Origin of the sequence: Arthrobacter nitrophenolicus (assembly GCF_045833485.1) — a bacterium.
GTDB lineage: Bacteria > Actinomycetota > Actinomycetes > Actinomycetales > Micrococcaceae > Arthrobacter > Arthrobacter nitrophenolicus.
Genome location: NZ_CP174504.1, coordinates 2,852,548 through 2,870,508 on the forward strand (window position 1 = coordinate 2,852,548; position 17,961 = coordinate 2,870,508).

General features: G+C 65.0%; 15 protein-coding genes and 1 pseudogene. 10 read left to right on the top strand and 6 right to left on the bottom strand.

Features of this window, described 5'->3' with window-relative positions; all coding sequences use genetic code 11:
• Window positions 1-2: 2 nt before the first annotated feature.
• A complete protein-coding gene (locus ACJJV6_RS13290) occupies window positions 3-2,087 on the top strand; it encodes a DEAD/DEAH box helicase (protein WP_407709150.1) in 2,085 nt (694 codons plus the stop codon).
• Window positions 2,088-2,267: 180 nt separating this feature from the next.
• Here the strand turns inward: ACJJV6_RS13290 and ACJJV6_RS13295 are convergent, their stop codons facing one another.
• The gene (locus ACJJV6_RS13295) at window positions 2,268-2,591 is read right to left on the bottom strand and encodes a hypothetical protein (RefSeq protein WP_407709151.1); all 324 of its coding nucleotides are present in this window, start codon (window positions 2,589-2,591) and stop codon (window positions 2,268-2,270) included.
• Between the two features lie 949 nt (window positions 2,592-3,540).
• On the opposite strand from ACJJV6_RS13295, the pseudogene ACJJV6_RS13300 reads away from it, so the two are divergent.
• A pseudogene (locus tag ACJJV6_RS13300) lies at window positions 3,541-4,119 on the top strand (MFS transporter); the annotation flags it as partial.
• 352 nt (window positions 4,120-4,471) lie between these two features.
• Here ACJJV6_RS13300 and ACJJV6_RS13305 read toward each other — a convergent pair.
• Entirely contained in the window at window positions 4,472-5,752 is a 1,281-nt protein-coding gene (locus ACJJV6_RS13305; protein ID WP_407709152.1) for a GAF domain-containing protein, read from the bottom strand.
• A gap of 171 nt (window positions 5,753-5,923) precedes the next feature.
• Here ACJJV6_RS13305 and ACJJV6_RS13310 point away from each other — a divergent pair, with 171 nt between their 5' ends.
• On the top strand, window positions 5,924-7,723 hold the full coding sequence (locus ACJJV6_RS13310) for an NAD(P)/FAD-dependent oxidoreductase (RefSeq protein ID WP_407709153.1): 1,800 nt from the start codon (window positions 5,924-5,926) through the stop codon (window positions 7,721-7,723).
• Between the two features lie 149 nt (window positions 7,724-7,872).
• Window positions 7,873-8,928: a 2,3-butanediol dehydrogenase gene (locus ACJJV6_RS13315; RefSeq protein WP_407709154.1), complete on the top strand. Its 1,056-nt coding sequence runs from the start codon at window positions 7,873-7,875 to the stop codon at window positions 8,926-8,928.
• Window positions 8,929-8,969: 41 nt separating this feature from the next.
• Here ACJJV6_RS13315 and ACJJV6_RS13320 read toward each other — a convergent pair whose 3' ends face one another.
• Window positions 8,970-9,320 (bottom strand): hypothetical protein, encoded by a 351-nt coding sequence (locus ACJJV6_RS13320; protein WP_407709155.1) that lies wholly within the window; start codon window positions 9,318-9,320, stop codon window positions 8,970-8,972.
• 149 nt (window positions 9,321-9,469) lie between these two features.
• On the opposite strand from ACJJV6_RS13320, the gene ACJJV6_RS13325 reads away from it, so the two are divergent.
• Window positions 9,470-10,312 (top strand): class I SAM-dependent methyltransferase, encoded by an 843-nt coding sequence (locus ACJJV6_RS13325; protein WP_407709156.1) that lies wholly within the window; start codon window positions 9,470-9,472, stop codon window positions 10,310-10,312.
• Window positions 10,313-10,330: 18 nt separating this feature from the next.
• Here the strand turns inward: ACJJV6_RS13325 and ACJJV6_RS13330 are convergent, their stop codons facing one another.
• Both ACJJV6_RS13330 and ACJJV6_RS13335 read right to left on the bottom strand, forming a co-directional pair.
• The gene (locus ACJJV6_RS13330) at window positions 10,331-10,714 is read right to left on the bottom strand and encodes a type II toxin-antitoxin system VapC family toxin (RefSeq protein WP_407709157.1); all 384 of its coding nucleotides are present in this window, start codon (window positions 10,712-10,714) and stop codon (window positions 10,331-10,333) included.
• A gap of 8 nt (window positions 10,715-10,722) precedes the next feature.
• Window positions 10,723-10,989: a type II toxin-antitoxin system Phd/YefM family antitoxin gene (locus ACJJV6_RS13335; protein ID WP_407709158.1), complete on the bottom strand. Its 267-nt coding sequence runs from the start codon at window positions 10,987-10,989 to the stop codon at window positions 10,723-10,725.
• A gap of 125 nt (window positions 10,990-11,114) precedes the next feature.
• Between ACJJV6_RS13335 and ACJJV6_RS13340 the strand changes: the two genes are divergently transcribed.
• Window positions 11,115-12,359, top strand: a complete 1,245-nt coding sequence (locus ACJJV6_RS13340; protein ID WP_407709159.1) for a S8 family serine peptidase — start codon at window positions 11,115-11,117, stop codon at window positions 12,357-12,359.
• A gap of 39 nt (window positions 12,360-12,398) precedes the next feature.
• Here the strand turns inward: ACJJV6_RS13340 and ACJJV6_RS13345 are convergent, their stop codons facing one another.
• On the bottom strand, window positions 12,399-13,469 hold the full coding sequence (locus tag ACJJV6_RS13345) for a LacI family DNA-binding transcriptional regulator (protein WP_407709160.1): 1,071 nt from the start codon (window positions 13,467-13,469) through the stop codon (window positions 12,399-12,401).
• Window positions 13,470-13,678: 209 nt separating this feature from the next.
• On the opposite strand from ACJJV6_RS13345, the gene ACJJV6_RS13350 reads away from it, so the two are divergent.
• From ACJJV6_RS13350 to ACJJV6_RS13365, 4 genes are all read left to right on the top strand, one after another.
• On the top strand, window positions 13,679-14,161 hold the full coding sequence (locus ACJJV6_RS13350) for a hypothetical protein (protein ID WP_407709161.1): 483 nt from the start codon (window positions 13,679-13,681) through the stop codon (window positions 14,159-14,161).
• A 73-nt stretch (window positions 14,162-14,234) separates the two neighbouring features.
• On the top strand, window positions 14,235-15,371 hold the full coding sequence (locus ACJJV6_RS13355) for a substrate-binding domain-containing protein (RefSeq protein ID WP_407709162.1): 1,137 nt from the start codon (window positions 14,235-14,237) through the stop codon (window positions 15,369-15,371).
• Between the two features lie 52 nt (window positions 15,372-15,423).
• Entirely contained in the window at window positions 15,424-16,932 is a 1,509-nt protein-coding gene (locus ACJJV6_RS13360) for a sugar ABC transporter ATP-binding protein (RefSeq protein ID WP_407709163.1), read from the top strand.
• Between the two features lie 2 nt (window positions 16,933-16,934).
• On the top strand, window positions 16,935-17,921 hold the full coding sequence (locus tag ACJJV6_RS13365; RefSeq protein WP_407709164.1) for an ABC transporter permease: 987 nt from the start codon (window positions 16,935-16,937) through the stop codon (window positions 17,919-17,921).
• Window positions 17,922-17,961 lie beyond the last annotated feature (40 nt).

Consider the following 17,961-nt stretch of genomic DNA (forward strand, 5'->3'; position numbering starts at 1 on the left):
CAATGGCAGGGGACTCGGCCCTCGATGAGGCTATTGAATATCATGTTGTCAATTCTTTGGGGTGGTCCAACCTGCGCCCTCTTCAGGCGGCCTCCGTTGAACCGGTCCGCTCAGGCGCCGACTGCGTGCTCATCGCACCGACCGCCGGAGGCAAGACTGAAGCTGCCGTCTTCCCATTGCTCTCCTCTATGGTTCAAGAGCAATGGAGCGGTCTCTCCGTCCTATATGTGACTCCGCTCCGCGCGCTACTCAACAACCTGCACCCACGCATCACCAAGTACGGTGACTGGCTTGGCCGCCAAGCGGGGCTATGGCACGGCGACGTCGGCGACACTGCGCGCCGGCGGATCTTGGCTGACCTGCCGGACATCCTTTTAACCACGCCAGAGTCGCTCGAAGCGATGCTCGTGTCACGTCGGGTTGACCACAACAGACTGTTTTCCGGACTGCAGGCCATCGTTGTTGACGAGCTGCACTCATTCGCGGCCTCTGATCGTGGATGGCACCTGCTTGGGGTACTGGCTCGCCTCGAACGGATAGCGGGACGGCCAATCCAGCGCATCGGTCTCTCAGCTACAGTCGGCAATCCTCAAGAGATCGGGCGCTGGTTGCAAGGGGGAGAGGCGGCACTCGAGCACAGGCAACGTGAACTTCGCGTGGTCTTCGAGGAGACCCCCGCAACTGCACCTGAACCAGAGGTGATGCTGGACTACGTCGGCTCCGTTGCCAACGCAGCAAAGGTCGTCGCGGCACTGCACCGAGGTGAGAAGCGACTTGTTTTTTGTGAGTCACGCCGCGTCAGCGAGCAGCTTGCCTTTGAGCTCCGGGCTCTGGGCGTGGCGACGTTTGTGTCCCACTCATCTCTCTCCGCGGAGGAGAGGCGCAGATCCGAGCAGGCGTTCGCCGAAGCTCAGAATACCGTCATTGTCGCTACCTCAACCCTCGAGCTGGGCATTGACATAGGAGACCTCGACCGCGTCATCCAGATCGATGCGCCCAGAACCGTCGCATCGTTCCTTCAGAGGTTGGGGCGAACGGGACGGCGCCCCGGGTCGAGGCGTAACACGTTGTTCCTGGCCACCAGCCCAGACGCGTTCCTCGAGGCCGCAGGGCTTCTGCTGCTGTGGAAGCGCGGCTTTGTTGAGCCCATCACGCCTCCACCACACCCGCGGCACCTCACCGCGCAGCAGCTGCTTGCGCTCGCGTTACAGGAAGGCGCCTACGGAACCAGCACCTGGCGTGAGTGGTGGGGGTCCCTGGAACTGATGGACGACGGCGAAGAAGTGCTTAAGTACTTGCGCAACGAAGACTTGCTCGTAGCGGACGGCGGGCTGTTGATGATCGGGCCGGCCGCCGAGAAGGCCTTCGGCCGCCGTCACTTCATGGATCTCCTCAGCTCATTCGACGCCGAGAAGGAACTGCGCGTTATGAGCGGGAACAAGGAGCTCGGGTTCATTTCCCCACTCGCGTTGCCACGCGAAGGATCCGAAAAACTGGACGCCAAACCCATCCTTATGAACGGCCGGGCCTGGAACGTCGAGCACGTCAACTGGGAGCGGTTCGAAGTCGTCGTCAGCCCAGCGGCATACAAGGGCGACGTGCGGTGGCATAGCAATGCAATCGACCTCTCATTTGAGATGATGCGCGCGCAACGAGATGTGCTTCTCGGTGAAACCCCAGATGTGCCGCTGTCACGGCGAGCGACCAAGCGGTTGGATATTCTCCGCGAGTCGCGGTCGGGCCAAGCCTCGCGGAGCGGGCTGGTCGTCGAACAGTCGGGGCCTGATACCCATCTCTGGACATGGGCGGGGCTCAAGGCGAATGAGACGTTGCGCGCCGGGCTGGGAGGACTGGAGGGGCGGTCGTATAACGACGTCATGGTGCTACGTGGTGCGGGGGATCTGTCACGGCTCGCAGAGATCTCGTTCGACGAGGTGGTGCCGAGCATCCCTGTGGAGATGGTTGACAGCTTGAAGTTCTCGGCAGCGCTGCCAGAGTTTACGGCAATTAAAACGCTCTCGGAACGGTTCGCCGATAGGGCAGGTGCAGCAACGGTTGCCGCAGCGAGTCTTGTCACACTCGACTGAATGATCCTGTTGATGACCGTGAGCGACACCCGTCCCGCATGATCCAGGTTGGCCCGGCTGCTCGCAGGCCCTCGTCGGGGGCGCCCCTGAGTGTCAACATGGCCGACTTACAAAGCGGGCGCCGGCCACCGGCTCTTGAGGGTGTCGACGGTGTGATGAGGGGACACATGTGAAACGGGTTCAAAGTTTATCTATCCAGGTATCTTCTTCTCTGAGGTCCCAAGCAGAAGCACCTTCCGGACGAGGCTTCGCGTCCGCGACCTCTTTGATTCGCTTCAGAACGCGATGAGCTTCAGCAGCGGTGAGTTGCCTCAGCGCTGATAGTGGCCGCACCACACAGCTTTGGGCTATCTCTTGCCGGCGTTCCTGGTTGTCTATCCCAGCAGCGGCGAATGCTTCGCGAATTGCAGCGACCTGTTGGTCCCGGATTGGAGGCTCCGCGGAACCTTCGCTCATTGTTTCCGGTTCCTCAGGTTGCTGGAAATCAAAAAGGGCGTCATGCACAAGTAACAGAGTACAGGCGTGGACTCCACCTCCGCGTATGGCGCCGGTCAGCTTGCCAAGACCAGTGGACCTTCTGAAGACCTGCACGCTTCAGAAAATGTTGTCTAATTTGGTTCGCCAGCAACAGCAGTGACGGAGTCTGAGCGAGTGCGTAGGCACGGGTCACCCTGCAGAAGACCTTAAACCACATCACTAAAGTCAATATGGGTTTCACCTTCGTCGAAGAGGTCGCAGTTGCACGGCACCTCCCGTTCAGTGACTCCTAATCCGGGGAAGTCTTCCTCGTACACGATCTTGGTGTGCCATCGGTCCTCCGGGGCCTTGAACCAAGGACCTTTTTCCACGTCACCGACGGGACATGTCCGGATATTGTGCCCTTCATCGCCGCAGTGGCTGCACTTGCTCATAGGTCCCCAGTTCCTCGGTGCCGTCCGATTGCCCGCCTCATTGAATCCTGTTCTTCTTCACAACGGTTTCGCAGTTTGTGCATTTGAGCTGGTTAGTCGTGTACGGCTGGAGCGTATGCCTGCCGCAGTTCGGACACTCGTGTCCCTTCGCCATGATCTTCCCCTCGGCTACGCAGTACGCCCCCCATGGCGTCACCAGCAGAAAGCGTACCGGCAAACATTCATTGCATCCGCAAAGTCCTCTTGACGTGCAGTTTTACACGTAATCATTCCAAACGGAGGAACTCAGACGCTGCGCCCTCAGGCCCTCACAAAGATCCTGCACCGAAGCGCTTCTCCTTCCCTGCACCGCGGTCGACGTCGCCGGAAGGCGAATGGCCATTCCCGACTCACGTTGGAGGCGCTGTACCGGGCGGCCGAGATTACCACCCGGCCGGCCCAGTTTTGTGAAGCTTGTCGAAGCACTAAGCCGCGCCGCCTGCGGATCCAACTGCCGCCGTCGTACTTCCCGGCGACGCAACCAAACTCTCAGGCCGCCGTGCCGCCGCGCCGCCCTGCTGATCTCCTCGCTGCTGCTGGGCGTGCTGTCCTTCCAGCTCAACGCCAGCATGGTCACCCCGGCGCTGCCGCAGATCGCCGCCAGCTTCGGCCGGGGCGCCGACAGCACCGCCCCCGTCCAGTCCATGTTCGTCCTCGCCGGCGCCATCTCCGGCCCTGTCATCGGCCGGTGCAGCGACTTCATTGGCCGCCGCGCCGCGCTGCTGCTGGTCTTGGGCATCATGGGCGCCGGCACCATCCTCTGCATCACGGCACCGTCGCTGGAGCTGCTCATCGCCGGCCGGTTTTTGCAGGGCGTCTCCAGCGCCGTCTTCGCGCTGGCCTACATCGTCCTCAGCGAGAACTTGCAGGCCAAGGTGTTCGGCACCTCCGTGGGCATCATCGCCGCCATCAACGGCGGCATCGGGGGAGTGGACGACTGGGTGGGCGGGCTGATGGCCGAGACCCTGGGCTTCCGGTCCATCTTTGTGGTGGTGCTGGCCCTGACCGCGGTGGCCGCCCTGTGCGTCCTCCGCCTGGTCCATGCCGGCTGGCCGGTTGGCATCCGCGGCGCGATGGACTGGTAGGGCTTCACCTCAAGCGTCTGGCCGGCGTCGGCGAGAACCTCCTCGAAGGGGCGGATGAGTTGGATGCCGATGGGGGGAAGTGTGTCCGAGATGAAGCGGCCGAGGCCACGGCGCGCCCTGATGAGGCCGTCCCCTCGAGGAGCATGAGGGCTTCGGGGACTTGGTACGGCTGACCTTTATGTCGGCGCCGAGTTCGGTCTCCGTGGGGATCATGGAGCCGGGAGCAACTAGGCCGTTGCGGACGGCCTCGGCAATCCGCGAGTACACGGCCACGCGCAGCGGTGAGCCGGTCTGGGCGGCCACCGGCTCCTTCCATCAGCTGTCTTCTACTGCCCCAGTGTCCATCAGTTCAACGAGCGGAGGATGCGCGAAACGCGAGGTACCGGGCATCGGCGCGTCCGACAAGCTGGCCGAAGGCTTCCACTGCGTGCGGATCCCCAGCCCCCATATCCGTAGACAGCCAGCGGACCAGCAGCCCGGCATCCCCACTGGCCCGCACCGCGGCACCAACCGCCAGGTCCAGCTGGTCCCGCAGCAGCTGCACCGCCAGGACACCGGACCGCGAAAGCAGGGGAGCGGTGTACGCCTCGAGCGCGTCCGCCACCCGCCCATCGCGCAGCAGCCGCAGTACCCGCCCAGAATCCGAACACCCCGCCAGCCCGGCAGCCAGCCGGTACGGGTTCGACTCCACTGCATCACCCAGCATCGACCGGACCCGGAACATCTCCGTGCGGATGGCCTGCGGCGTGCCCGCGTCGCCGTGCAGCTCGTACGCCAGTTCCTCGGCGCTCCACCCCTGCGACCGGGAATCCAGCAGCGCCAGGATCTCCGCCCGGCGCAGCGTCAGCGGCATCCGGCTTCCGTCGGCAAGCACCGCGGCAGGCTTATCCCCGAGAAGCTCCAGCGACGAGACCGCAACTGAAGGCCGGCGCACGCCCTGCCCGGACGCACGCCTGGAAGACGACGCACCCAGGGAGGCGCCGCCGTCGGACGTTCCCAGCAGCGACTCCGCCACCCGGACCGCGCACCGCACCATCCGCAGCGTGTCCGCGCTGATGGTGTCCAGCGGCCCGGAAACATCGAGCACACCCAGCAGCGCTCCCGTCAAAGGGTCCGTAATGGGCGCCGCCGTGCAGGCCCAGTCGTGGTGGGTGCGGACCAGGTGCTCGGCGGAAAACAGCTGCACCGGGCCGCCGGTGACCAGCGCCTCGCTGATCGCGTTGGTGCCGATCCCCGCCTCGGACCAGTCCGCGCCCTCGGAGAACTCCAGCCGGTCCGCCCGGCGGAGCGCCCCCTGGCTGCCCACCCGCCACAGGATCTCCCCAGTGGCGTCAGTGAGCACCAGCAGGTGCCGGCCGGAACTGGAATCGTCGGCCAGCAGGTCCTGCAGCGCCGGCACCACCCGCTGCAGCCGGTGCTCCCGCCGCAGCTGCAGCACCTCGGACGGATCGTGCAGGTGCCGCGGGCTGTGCTGGTCGGGGCTGATGCCCAGCGCCATGGACCGCCGCCACGACTCCGCCAGCGGCACGGGGATCTCCGGGCGCGGCACACCGGAGATGACCAGCTCGTGCGCGCGGCGCAGGGCACGCGCGTACTTCGCCGGGTCCGAAAACCTCAGGCCGTAGTCCACCGTCTCCTCCTCACCGCCGGCGTACTTGCCGGCAGTGCCCGTGTAACGCGGTTGTTACCCCCGCCGCGTTCCAATAGTGATGCAGCTCACGCCCGCCCCAGCATACCGCAGGGACCCCGGCGGGCGGGGGCCGCCCGGACCACCTGAGGGACCGCACACAAAGGAGTGGAGATGACCGAAACACCCACCGCCGCCGCGCAGGCCTGGCTGGCCAGCCTGGACGGCGCTCTGCAGCGCCGCGACCTGGACGCCGCGCTGGACCTCTTCGAGGACGACAGCTACTGGCGCGACTTCGTGGCGTTCACCTGGAACCTGAAAACCCTGGAAGGCAAGGCCGACATCCGCCGCATGCTCCAGGCCACGCTGGACCACGTGCAGCCCGCCAACTGGGCGCTCGCCGAGGACGCCACCGGCAGCGCCGACGCCGACGGGACCGTGGAAGCCTGGATCACGTTCGAGACCGGCGCCGCCCGCGGCTACGGCCACCTCCGGCTGCGGAACGGCAAATGCTGGACGCTGCTCACCACCATGCAGGAGCTGAAGGGCTTCGAGGAGAAGAAGGGCCCGTGCCGCGAGCAGGGCGTGGCGCACGAAATCATCCGCGGCCGCCGCTCCTGGAAGGAGCTCAAGGAGGAGCAGGAGGCGCGGCTGGGCTACGAGGAGCAGCCCTACTGCGTGATCATCGGCGGCGGGCAGGGCGGCATCGGCCTCGCGGCGCGGCTACGGCGGCTGGGCGTGCCCACCATCGTGATCGAGAAGAACCAGAACCCGGGCGACTCCTGGCGCAACCGCTACAAGTCCCTGCACCTGCACGACCCCGTCTGGTACGACCACCTGCCCTACCTGAAGTTCCCCGACGACTGGCCCGTTTTCGCCGCCAAGGACAAGATCGGCGACTGGCTGGAGCACTACACCCGCATCATGGAGCTGAACTACTGGTCCGGCACCGAGTGCGTGGGCGCCGAGTACGACGACGGCACGCAGGAATGGGCGGTCAGCGTCCTCCGCAACGGGTCGCCTGTGACCCTCCGGCCCAAGCAGCTCGTCTTCGCTCTGGGCGTCTCCGGCTACCCGAACATCCCCGCGTTCGACGGCGCGCAGTCCTTCCTGGGGGAGCAGCGCCACTCCTCGCAGCACCCCGGCGGCGGGGACTGGACCGGGAAGAAGGCCGTGGTGATCGGCTCCAACAACTCCGCGCACGATATCTGCGCCGACCTCTGGGAGCACGGCGCAGACGTCACCATGGTGCAGCGCTCCTCCACCCACATCGCCCGCAGCGAATCGCTGATGGACCTGGCGCTGGGAGACCTGTACTCGGAGCGGGCCTTGGCTGCCGGCGTGACCACCGAGAAGGCCGACCTGCTCTTCGCCTCGCTGCCCATGCGTATCCTGCCCGAGGCGCAGGTGCCCGTGTACCAGGAGATGGCGAAGCGGGACGCGGAGTTCTACTCCCAGCTGGAGGCCGCCGGGTTCGAACTGGACTTCGGCGTGGACGGGTCCGGCCTGTTCCTCAAGTACCTGCGGCGCGGCTCCGGTTACTACATCGACGTCGGCGCCTCCCAGCTGATCATCGACGGCCGGGTGAAGCTGAAGAACGGGCAGGTCGCCAAGATCACCGGCAACGCCGTGGTGATGGACGACGGCACCGAGCTGGAGGCCGATCTGATTGTCTACGCCACCGGGTACGGGTCCATGAACGGCTGGCTCGCGGACCTGGTTTCGCCCGAGATCGCGGACCGGGTGGGCAAGTGCTGGGGCTACGGCTCGGACACGCCAAAAGACCCTGGCCCCTGGGAGGGGGAGCTGCGCAATATGTGGAAACCAACCAATGTCCCCAACCTCTGGATCCACGGCGGCAACCTGCACCAGAGCCGGCACTACTCCTCCTACCTGGCCCTGCAGCTCAAGGCCCGGATGGAAGGGCTGGAGACACCGGTGTACGAACTGCAGCCCAGCCACCACACCCGCTGACCGCCGTCGACCCTCCAACGTTCTCGCACGTCCACCACCAAAGGTCCCTACCGGGCCGGCGCAGCCGGTGCGAGGATGTTCGCCTGCGGCCTGGCCGGCACAAGGGCAGGGGGCTTCGAAGACCATGTTCACTGAATGGAAGGACCATCATGAAGGCAGCACGTTTCCATGGCCGCGAGGACGTCCGGATCGAGGACATCCCGGAACCCGAGCTCCGGGCAGGGGCGGTGAAGATCGACGTCGCGTGGTGCGGCATCTGCGGGAGCGACCTGCACGAATACCTGGAGGGCCCCATCTTCGTCCCCGCCCCGGGGCACCCACACCCGCTCTCCCACGAGGAAGCGCCGGTGACCATGGGGCATGAATTCTCCGGAACCATCTCGCAAGTCGGCGAGGGCGTGGACGGGCTCGCGGTGGGGGACAACGTCGTCGTCGAGCCTTACTTCGTGGACGGGACCTGCGACATGTGCCAGGCGGGCAGCTACCACCTGTGCCGGCAGATGGGCTTCATCGGGCTCTCCGGCGGCGGCGGGGGCCTGAGTGAAACGATCGTGGTGGACAAGCGGTGGGTGCACCCGATCGGGGACATCCCGCTCGACGAGGCCGCCCTGATCGAGCCGCTGTCCGTCGCGCACCACGCGGTGGAGCGCAGCGGCGTGGAGGCGGGCGATGTTGCCCTGGTGGGCGGCTCGGGGCCGATCGGGCTGCTGACCGCTGCTGTGCTGAAGGGCCTGGGCGTGACCACGATCGTCAGCGAGCTGTCCCAGGCCCGCAAGGAGAAGGCCACGTCCAGCGGGGTGGCGGACCATGTGCTGGACCCCAGCCGGGAGGACGTCCCGGCGCGGGTGCTGGAGCTGACCGGCGGGCGCGGGGCCGACGTCGCGTTCGAATGCGCCGGGGTGAACGCGGTGCTGGACACCATGCTCGACGCCGTCCGGCCCGGAGGAGTGGTGGTGAACGTGGCCATCTGGGGTGCGCCGGCCACCGTGGACATGCAGAAGCTGGTGCTCAAGGAGATCGACCTGCGCGGCACCATCGCCTACGTACGGGATCATCCCGCCGTGATCAGGATGGTGCAGGAGGGCAAGGTGGACCTCAAGCCCTTCATCACCGGCCGGATCGCGCTGGAGGGCCTGGTGGAGCAGGGCTTCGACACCCTCATCAACCACAAGGACACGGCGGTGAAGGTGCTGGTGCACCCGTAGGGGCACGACGACGGCGGGCGGCAAGTCCGCCGTCGTTCCTTCTATTCGGAATGCCTGTCCCCAGATAGACCTGCTTTGAGCCACAGAGTGTCGTCCTCCACCCGGTCCAGGTCGTCCGCCGCAAAGTAGGCGTGGCCCGTCAGCAGGCCAGGCCTGTCGACTTCCACATAACCGACCCGCAGCAGCCTCTCCGCGGTATGGTGGGGCAGCTTCGACGTCGCGGCGAAAGCGGCAATTCCGGTGTTGACGAGGCCGCCGGTTTCCGGGTCGGTCTGACCTTCCGCCGTAATGGCCTCCGGATCACCCATCTTCAGGTCCTTGACCTTGCCGACCTTCTTCCCATCAGACGCCACGACGTGCATTCCTTCACGCACCTGTTCGATGACCTCCATGGCTTCTCCTTTAGCCGCAACCAATGGGGTTAACAGCCAGTGTAGGACTGCCGGGTCACCAGAAACAGGGGCGCGACGACGGCGGCCGGCGAGTGCCGCCGTCGGCCGCTCCCTTCCTTCGGCAGGGAGCGCCGTTGTAGGGTCGGGGCGTGATTGTCCCCGATATCTCCCAGGACGCCGTGGCGGTGGCGGACCACTACGACGCGCTTGATCCCGTGTACCGCCGGGTGTGGGGGGACCACGTCCATCACGGGCTGTGGGTGACGGGCCGCGAGACGCCGGGCGAGGCCGTCGAGGCGCTGGCGGACACTGTCGGCGACCGGCTGCGCCTGGTGCCCGGCCAGGCGTGCGTGGACATCGGCTGCGGCTACGGCGCCACCGCCCGACGGCTCGCGGCGGCACGCAGGGTCAGCGTCACCGGCTTCACGCTGTCCGTCGAGCAGGCCCGCTACGCCGCCGCGCATCCGGTACCGGACGTGGAGATCCATGTCCGCGACTGGCTGGTCAACGGCCTGGCCGACGCCTCGGTTGATGCGGCCTGGGCGATCGAGTCCAGCGAGCATATGGTGGACAAGCCCAGGTTCTTCGCCGAGGCGCACCGCGTGCTCACGCCCGGCGGCCGCCTGGTTGTCTGTGCCTGGCTGGCCGAAACTGGCGCCCGCGGCTGGAAGGTCCGCCACCTGCTGAAGCCGATCTGCCGCGAAGGGCGGCTGCCGTCGATGGGCACGCGCGAGGAGTATGAGGCGATGGCAACGGCGGCGGGCTTCACGGTCACCGGCTACGAGGACGTCAGCCGCCGCGTTGCCCGCACCTGGTGGATTTGTGCCGGCCGGCTGCTGAAGGCCTTGCTCGTCGACGGCGGGACCCGGCGCGTCGCCCTCGGCGCACGCAACCGCGGCGCCGTCCTGAGCATTCCCCGCATGATCCTTGCCTACCGCACCGGTGCCATGCGCTACGGGATCTTTACGCTGCAGAAGGCCGCCACTAATTAGGGCAACCCGGCGGACGGTTTAGCCGCTGCCCGGGGTGATCGTATGGAGCCCCACTTGAGTTGCTGCCCTTACGAGCTCCTTGTCGAAGGCGACGAGGGTCTGCGTTTCAAGTCTGATTGCAGCGGCGAGGTGGATCGCGTCGGCGCTGCGCAATCTACCAGGGAGGGCGGCGGCGTAGAGGAGATCCGAACGCGTCAGGTCTACGAGGTTGATTGCGTTCAGCACAGCGTTGACCAGTTCCGGCGGCAGTCCGCGGCGGTTGGCGGCACAGTGCAGCTCCGTGTGGAGAAGCATTGAGGCTACAAGCCTGTCACCCCTCTGTCCGGCCGAAGAGAGGAACTCCGCGGTAGGACCGGACTCCGGTTCCTCGACCACCAGCTTTAAGGCGGCCGAAGTGTCCACATAAACGATCACCGGTCACCGCGAAGGTCGTCGATTATCTCCGCTGTGCCGACATCAGAGGTTACGCGCCGGAGCGACCGGAAGTCGACCGGGTTTTCCGATGCCTGCCGCACGCTGCCGGACCTCATTAGACGCTCGAAGGGTGAGGCTGCAGGCGGGATCAGGGTGGCGGCAACCTCACCATTGTTGGTGACATCTATGGTTTCGCCGTTCTTGACCCGTTCCAGGATCTTGCTGCTCTGGTTTCGGAGCTCGCGGTGGGGGATTGTTGTCATTCCTGCACCTCCGTAGCAATCGTAGCACTCACACGCCGGGACCTCGCTTCGCGTGTGGGTGCGCGGACCAGAAATGGGGTCTTTCCCCCTATCCAGCCGGTGCCCGGGCGCGGAAGATGGCCTTTATGAAAAAGCTCGTGCTGGCAGGCTTCGCCGCTCTTGTCATGGTTGTTGGCACCCTGCTGGGCGCCGTCGTCCCGGCTCATGCCGCGGCCGACCCCGCAATTACGGCGGGGCAGATCCTCGTGAAGTTCCGCGACGGCGGTGCGGCCGCAGGAGTGCTGCGCCAGCACGGCCTGGTGGAGGGGCCCGGCGTCGGCAGCACCGGCGCGCACGTCATCACGGTGCCGACCGGGAAGGAGCTGCAGCTCATCGAGGCTTTGAGTCGGAACCCCGTGGTGGAATATGCCGAGCCGGACTACGTGGTAACAGCGGCTTCAGACGACACCTATTTTTCCAGGCAGTATGCACTTCAGAACGACGGACAGACCTTTACCAACACCGCCGGCACCATCCCCATCAAGGCTGGCAAGGCGGACGCTGACGTCGACGCCGTGGAAGCGTGGAAGGTCACCAACGGCAACGGCACCAAAGTAGCTGTCCTCGACTCCGGCGTCGCCACCGACAACCCCGACATCCATCCCAAGGTCGTTGCACGGGCCAACTTCACCACGTCGAGAAACAACGAAGACAACTACGGCCACGGCACGCACGTCGCCGGCATCGTCGCTGCGACGGCAGACAACGGCATTGGCGTCGCCGGCGTTTGCCGGGGCTGCACGATCCTTGACGGGAAAGTCCTCACCGACTCCGGGATGGGGTCCAGCTCAGGGCTCGCGAACGGCATCAACTGGGCGGTCAAGAGTGGAGCGAAGGTCATCAACATGAGCCTCGCTGTGGGGTCCTCAACCACTCTGCAAACTGCTGTCAACAACGCCTGGAATGCTGGTGTGGTGCTGGTCGCCGCCGCCGGCAACGGGAACAGCACGACCATGATGTACCCGGGGGCCTACGTCAACGTTATTGCTGTGGGGGCGACCGACAACGAGGATTTGAAGGCATCGTTCTCCACCTATGGCACATGGGTGGATGTCGCAGCGCCGGGGGTCAGCGTCTATTCCACTTTCCCCAACCACAGGTTTGTCATTGCGAGGGAGTACAACCGTTCCCAGGGTTACGACATAGGCAGCGGCACGTCGATGTCTTCGCCGATTGTCGCTGCTGTTGCCGCACTCGCCTGGAGTGCCAACCCCGGCGCGAGCAATTCGGAAGTCCGTGCCAAAGTCGAGTCCAGCACCGACCCAGTTGGTCGCATCGGGACTGACTGGGCGAATGGCCGGGTGAACGCGGACAAGGCTGTACATTGGTGAGGCTGCAGCTCACCTCCTACGCGCTTCCCTGCCAGGTTCCTACTTGCTCGGGGTCGCCTGGCGGGCGCTTTCGCGCACGACAAGGGTCGGCGGGATCGGCGTGCGGTCCACGTCCCGCCCCTCCATGGCACCCAGAAGCACCTCGGTGCTCATGAGCGCCAGTGCTGTGAAGTCCTGGCGCACGGTGGTCAGGGGAGGCAGGAAATAATCTGACCCTTCAATGTCATCGAAGCCGACAATGCTGACATCGTCCGGAACCCGGATGCCGTTCTCGGCAAAAGCGCGGATCAGCCCGAGCGCGGTGTGGTCGCTCGCGGCGAAAATTGCCTGCGGAACCCTTCCCTCACGTACCAGCCGGAGACCCGTTTCGTACGCCCACTTGGGGCTCCAATCACCTTCGATGCACAGCCCCTGCTCGAGTCCCGCATCCCGCAGCGCCGCTTCCCAGCCCCGCTTGCGGACCCGGCCATCGAACCAGTCCATGGAGCCGGCAATATGGGCAATGTCGGTATGGCCCAGGTCGATGAGGTGCTGGGTGGCGAGCCTCGCTCCCAGCTCCTGGTTCTCGGAGTAGGTGAAGACATTGGGAGTTGACGAGGCTCCGGCGGCAATCATTTCCACCGGCACACGGCATGTGGCATTCCAGACGGCTGCCGCCATGTCCACCATGGGGGCAATGACGATAATTCCGCCCACGCCGGTATCGTCCAAGGTGTCGAGCGCTGCCTGGACCGACTCTTCGTAGGGCTTTTCGACGCTTATGACTGTTGTGGCGTAGCCCTTCTTGCGTGCAACGTTCTCGAGGGCCATCAGTGTGCCCACCGGGCCGAACCGGGGGGAGCCGTCGGAAAGTATGCCGATGGACGTCGACTTGCTGGTGACGAGCGCCGTGGCTGCCCGGTTCCGCCGGTACCCGATGTCCTTGATGATCTGAAGAACGCGTTCTCGGGTTGCGGCGCTGACATCAGGAGCGCCGTTGAGGACCCGCGAGACCGTGCCGAAGGAAACCCCGGCCATGCTTGCCACATCGTTGATGGTGGGCTTCCGGCGCCGCGGCGGGGCATCCGGTGACCGCTCGTTCGTCTCAGGGGGAACAGTTATGCCTGCCACGCTCTCTCCTGTCTTGCACCTCACGCCCGCAACCTCGAGGTTCCGTGCCTTTCGATCTTACGTCGGCCCCGACGTCCACGCCGCCATGAATAGCCCAAGATGTGATGCTTGACACCTTTCTCCGTGAACGTTTACGATGATGTCCGTAAACGTTCACGATAAATCCGTAAACGCTAACGGAGCAACATTTCAATGACGAAAGGAGCGGGATGCCCCACCGCATCGCCCACGCACTCGCGCTCGATCCGGCTGCCGGGCTTCGGGACGTCGACCAGGCCCAGTGGGCACATCTCGAAATGCTCCTGGAGGATGCGGCGCCCGGCGAGCTTGGAGCCGCTGTCAATGCGTTTGTGGCTGCCGGCACCTCGGCGGTCGTCGGAATTTTCGATGACGATCTTCTGTGGGCGAGCCTGGTCGTCTCAGTCGACAACTCGGGCAAACCCGTGTCAGTGTCCACCGTTCGCGGCCCGGCCGCGGAACCGGGCAGTGACATGGCGAAGGCGGCCGGCGAGGCGGTGAAGTGGGTTCAGGCCCACCACGGGCCGTGTTCGCTGGGCTTCTTCGTCGACAAAGCCCATGCAGAGGAGCTCCTGAAAGCTTCAGACAAGGCCGCTGCAATCCGCACAGCCTCGGCCTCCGGCCGGCTCGTGCTTTCCCCGGTTCCGGCCGCCCTGGCCATAGCCCTCGCCTGATCCACCCAGGCATCCACCCCTACCCATCCACCCAAAGCACTGGAGAACAATGATGATCCGCAGGCTTCCCATTGTGGCACTTGCCGCAGTCCTGTCACTTTCCGTCGCTTCCTGCAGCAGTTCGACAACAGGCACGTCGAACGCTCCCGACGCCGGTGTGTCCGAGAAGGCCCAGCAGGCCCTTGAGGAGATCAAGGGACAGGTCCTGAGCAAGGGACCCAACGGCGAGACGCCCTCCCCGGCGTCCGCAGCAGAGCTGACTCCCGAAGAGATCGAGAAGGTCAAGGCATTCAACGCAAAGGCCGCCGTCGTGATGCATTACGGCGGCAACGACTGGGCTACGGCCCAGGTCAACGGTCTGAAGAGCGAGTTCGAAAAACTCGGCATCAAGGTCATCGCCACAACCGACGCGAACTTCAAGCCGGACAAGCAGGTTTCGGACATCGAAACTGTCATGACCCAGGACCCTGACATCATCGTCTCCATCCCCACGGATCCTGTGGCCACGGCCTCCGCCTACAAGAAGGCCGCGGAAGCCGGCACGAAACTCGTCTTCATGGACAACGTTCCCCAGGGGCTGACCGCCGGGCAGGACTACGTTTCTGTTGTTTCCGCCGACAACTTCGGGAACGGCGTCGTCTCTGCCCACCAGATGGCCAAGGCGCTCGGTGGCAAGGGGAAGATTGGGCTTGTCTTCCACCAGGCCGACTTCTTCGTGACCAAGCAGCGCTACGAGGGCTTCAAGGAAACGATCACGAAGGAATACCCGGAGATCCAGATCGTCGAGGAGAAGGGCATTGCCGGTCCGGACTTCGCCGGAGACGCCCAGGCTGCCGCCAACGCAATGCTGAGTAAGTACCCTGACCTGTCCGGCATCTGGGCGGTGTGGGATGTTCCCGCAGAAGGCGTGATGGCAGCAGCACGCGCCGCCGGCCGGCAGGACCTGAAGATCGCCACCGAGGACCTCGGCAAGAACGTCGCGATTGCCCTCGCCAAGGATGAACTCGTCGTCGGCCTGGGAGCGCAGGTTCCGTTCGACCAGGGTGTCACGGAAGCCCGGCTGGCCGCAGGGGCGCTCATCGGCAAGGAAGCGCCCGCTTATGTGGCGCTGAGTGCCCTCCCGGTTGACCACTCCAACGTCCTGGAAGCCTGGAAGCAGGTCTACCACGAGGACGCCCCCAAGGATATCCAGGACTCCTACAAGCAGTAGCCAAAACCGGCGGTGCGGGGGCCTACCCCCGCACCGCGCCGAAAGGGCAACGATGAACACCGCAGACAATGTCGTCGAGATGCGCTCGATTTCCAAGGGCTTCAACGGCGTCCCCGTATTGAAGGACGTAGATTTCGACGTCCGCAAGGGCGAGGTCCACGCGCTCGCAGGCGGCAACGGCGCAGGGAAGTCCACGCTCATGAAGATCCTCCAGGGCGTGTACCAGGCAGACGCCGGCGAGATCCTCATTGGCGGCAAACCCGCCGCCATCAACTCCATCCACGACGCGAAGGCAGCCGGGATAGGAATGGTCTTTCAGGAGTTCAGCCTGGTACCGAGCCTGACTGTTGCAAAGAACATCTTCCTTGCCTCGGAACCGCTCGGCACTGCCGGACTCATCGATGACCGTGCCGCGGTGCGCCGGGCAAGGGAAGTCTTCAGTGAGATGGAGGTCGACGTCGACCCCCGCGCCGAGGTCTCGCGGCTCGGCACCGCATACTGGCAGCTGACCGAGATCGCCAAGGCACTCGCCCAGAACGCCCAGGTGCTGATCATGGATGAGCCCACTGCAAGCCTGGCCCGGCATGAGTCCGAAGCACTCTTCGAACTTATTGACCGCCTCAAGCAGCGTGGGATCTCGATCATCTACATCTCACACCGCATGGATGAGGTGTACAGGCTCGCGGACAGGATCACCATCCTCCGCGACGGCCGGCACCTCCTCACAGCCCCGCTGACGGACGTCACTCCCGAACAGATCGTGGAAGGCATCGTCGGCAAGAAGATCGAAGGCCAGCTTTCCTATCGTGCCCGTGACCACGCGGTGCATGACGGGGCGCCGCTGCTGGAGGTCCGAGGGCTCAACGCGGGGCCACGGGTTCGGGACGTTTCCTTCGCGCTCCGGCCCGGCGAAATCCTCGGGCTGGCAGGGCTGATGGGAAGCGGTCGAACCGAACTCGCCCGCACCCTCTTCGGCATTGACAAGGCGGACAGCGGCGAGGTTCTCCTGCGGGGCAAGAAGGTCACGCTTGGCTCGCCCCAGCAGGCCATCGACGCGGGCCTCGCCCTCATCCCGGAGGACCGCAGGGCCCAGGGCCTCGTCCTGGAGCACTCGGTCCAGGACAACCTGCTGCTTCCCCTCCTCGGGAAGATCCAGCGGGGACCCCTCCTGGACGGCGCCAAGGGCAAGGAATTGTCCTCCTCCCTGATCAAAAGGTTCGCAGTGAAGGTGGCCCACCCGCACCGCCCGGTACGGCTCCTCTCCGGCGGCAACCAGCAGAAAGTGGTGATCGCCAAGTGGCTGGGAACCGATCCGGACATCCTGATCCTGGACGAGCCAACGGCGGGCGTCGACATCGGCACCAAGAGCGAAATCCTGGACATGATCCGCGAGCTGGCCAGCGCCGGCAAGGCTGTCATCGTCATCTCTTCCGAGTACCCGGAACTACTCGCGGTCAGCGACCGCGTCCTCGTCCTGAAGGACGGCTCCATCATCCGCGATATACCCCGCAGCGACATCGCTGACGAGGAATATCTCCAACTCGCAGTACAGGGAGTCTGAAAGTGAGCAAGGCAAACACCATCGCGCCCCGGGACACCGCGGCATCCCGCAATTTCGGCGCCATCCTCAAAGACCTTGACTGGCGTCGCTACGTCATCTACATCGGCTTCGTCGTCGTCTTCCTTTTCTTCGCCGTCCTGCTCCGCGACCAGGGCTTCCTGTCGCCGAACAACCTGCTGAACATCTTCCGGCAGACCGCCACGATCACCGTCATCGCCGTCGGCATGACCTACGTGATCGCCTGTGCAGAAATCGACCTCAGCGTCGGCTCCGTGGCCGGGCTCTCAAGTGTGTGCACTGCGATGGCCCTGTCCCAGTTTGGTCTGATCCCCGGGATCCTGGCAGGGCTCGCCGTCGGACTGGTGGTCGGCTCGATCAACGGTGCCCTGGTAAGCCTCCTTGGCATACCGTCCTTCCTGGTGACACTAGGCATGCTGGGGATAGCCGTGGGCGTTGCGCAGTGGATTACGGCGTCGGCGCCCCAGCCCATCCTCAACGACACGTTCAACATGCTGTTTGGATCCGGCAACTTCGGTCCGATTCCGGGCCTCGTGGTCTGGAGCGCGATCTTCGTGGCCATCGGCGCCGTCGTGCTGAACCGCACCAAGTTCGGCCGCCAGGTCCTGGCCACGGGCGGCAACCGCAACGCCGCGGAGTTCACCGGCATCAACACCAAGCGCATCAAATTCCAGGTGCTCCTCATCTCAGCCATGGCGGCAAGCGTCGCCGGCATGCTGTACGCCGGCCGTCTCCAGTCCGGTCGTTTCCAGTGGGGATCGGGAGACGAACTCTCCGCCATCGCGGCCGTCATCCTGGGTGGAACCAGCCTCTTCGGCGGGTTCGGCTCCATCATCGGCACCCTCTTCGGTGCCCTGCTGATCGGGCTCATCAACAACGGCCTCATCCTCGCGGGACTCGACAGCAGCCAGCAGCAGGTGGTCCGCGGCGCAATCATCATCCTGGCCGTCGCCCTGGCCCGGAAGAAGTAGCACACATGCCACCCACCTCCTCTTCGGCTCCTGAAAGGCA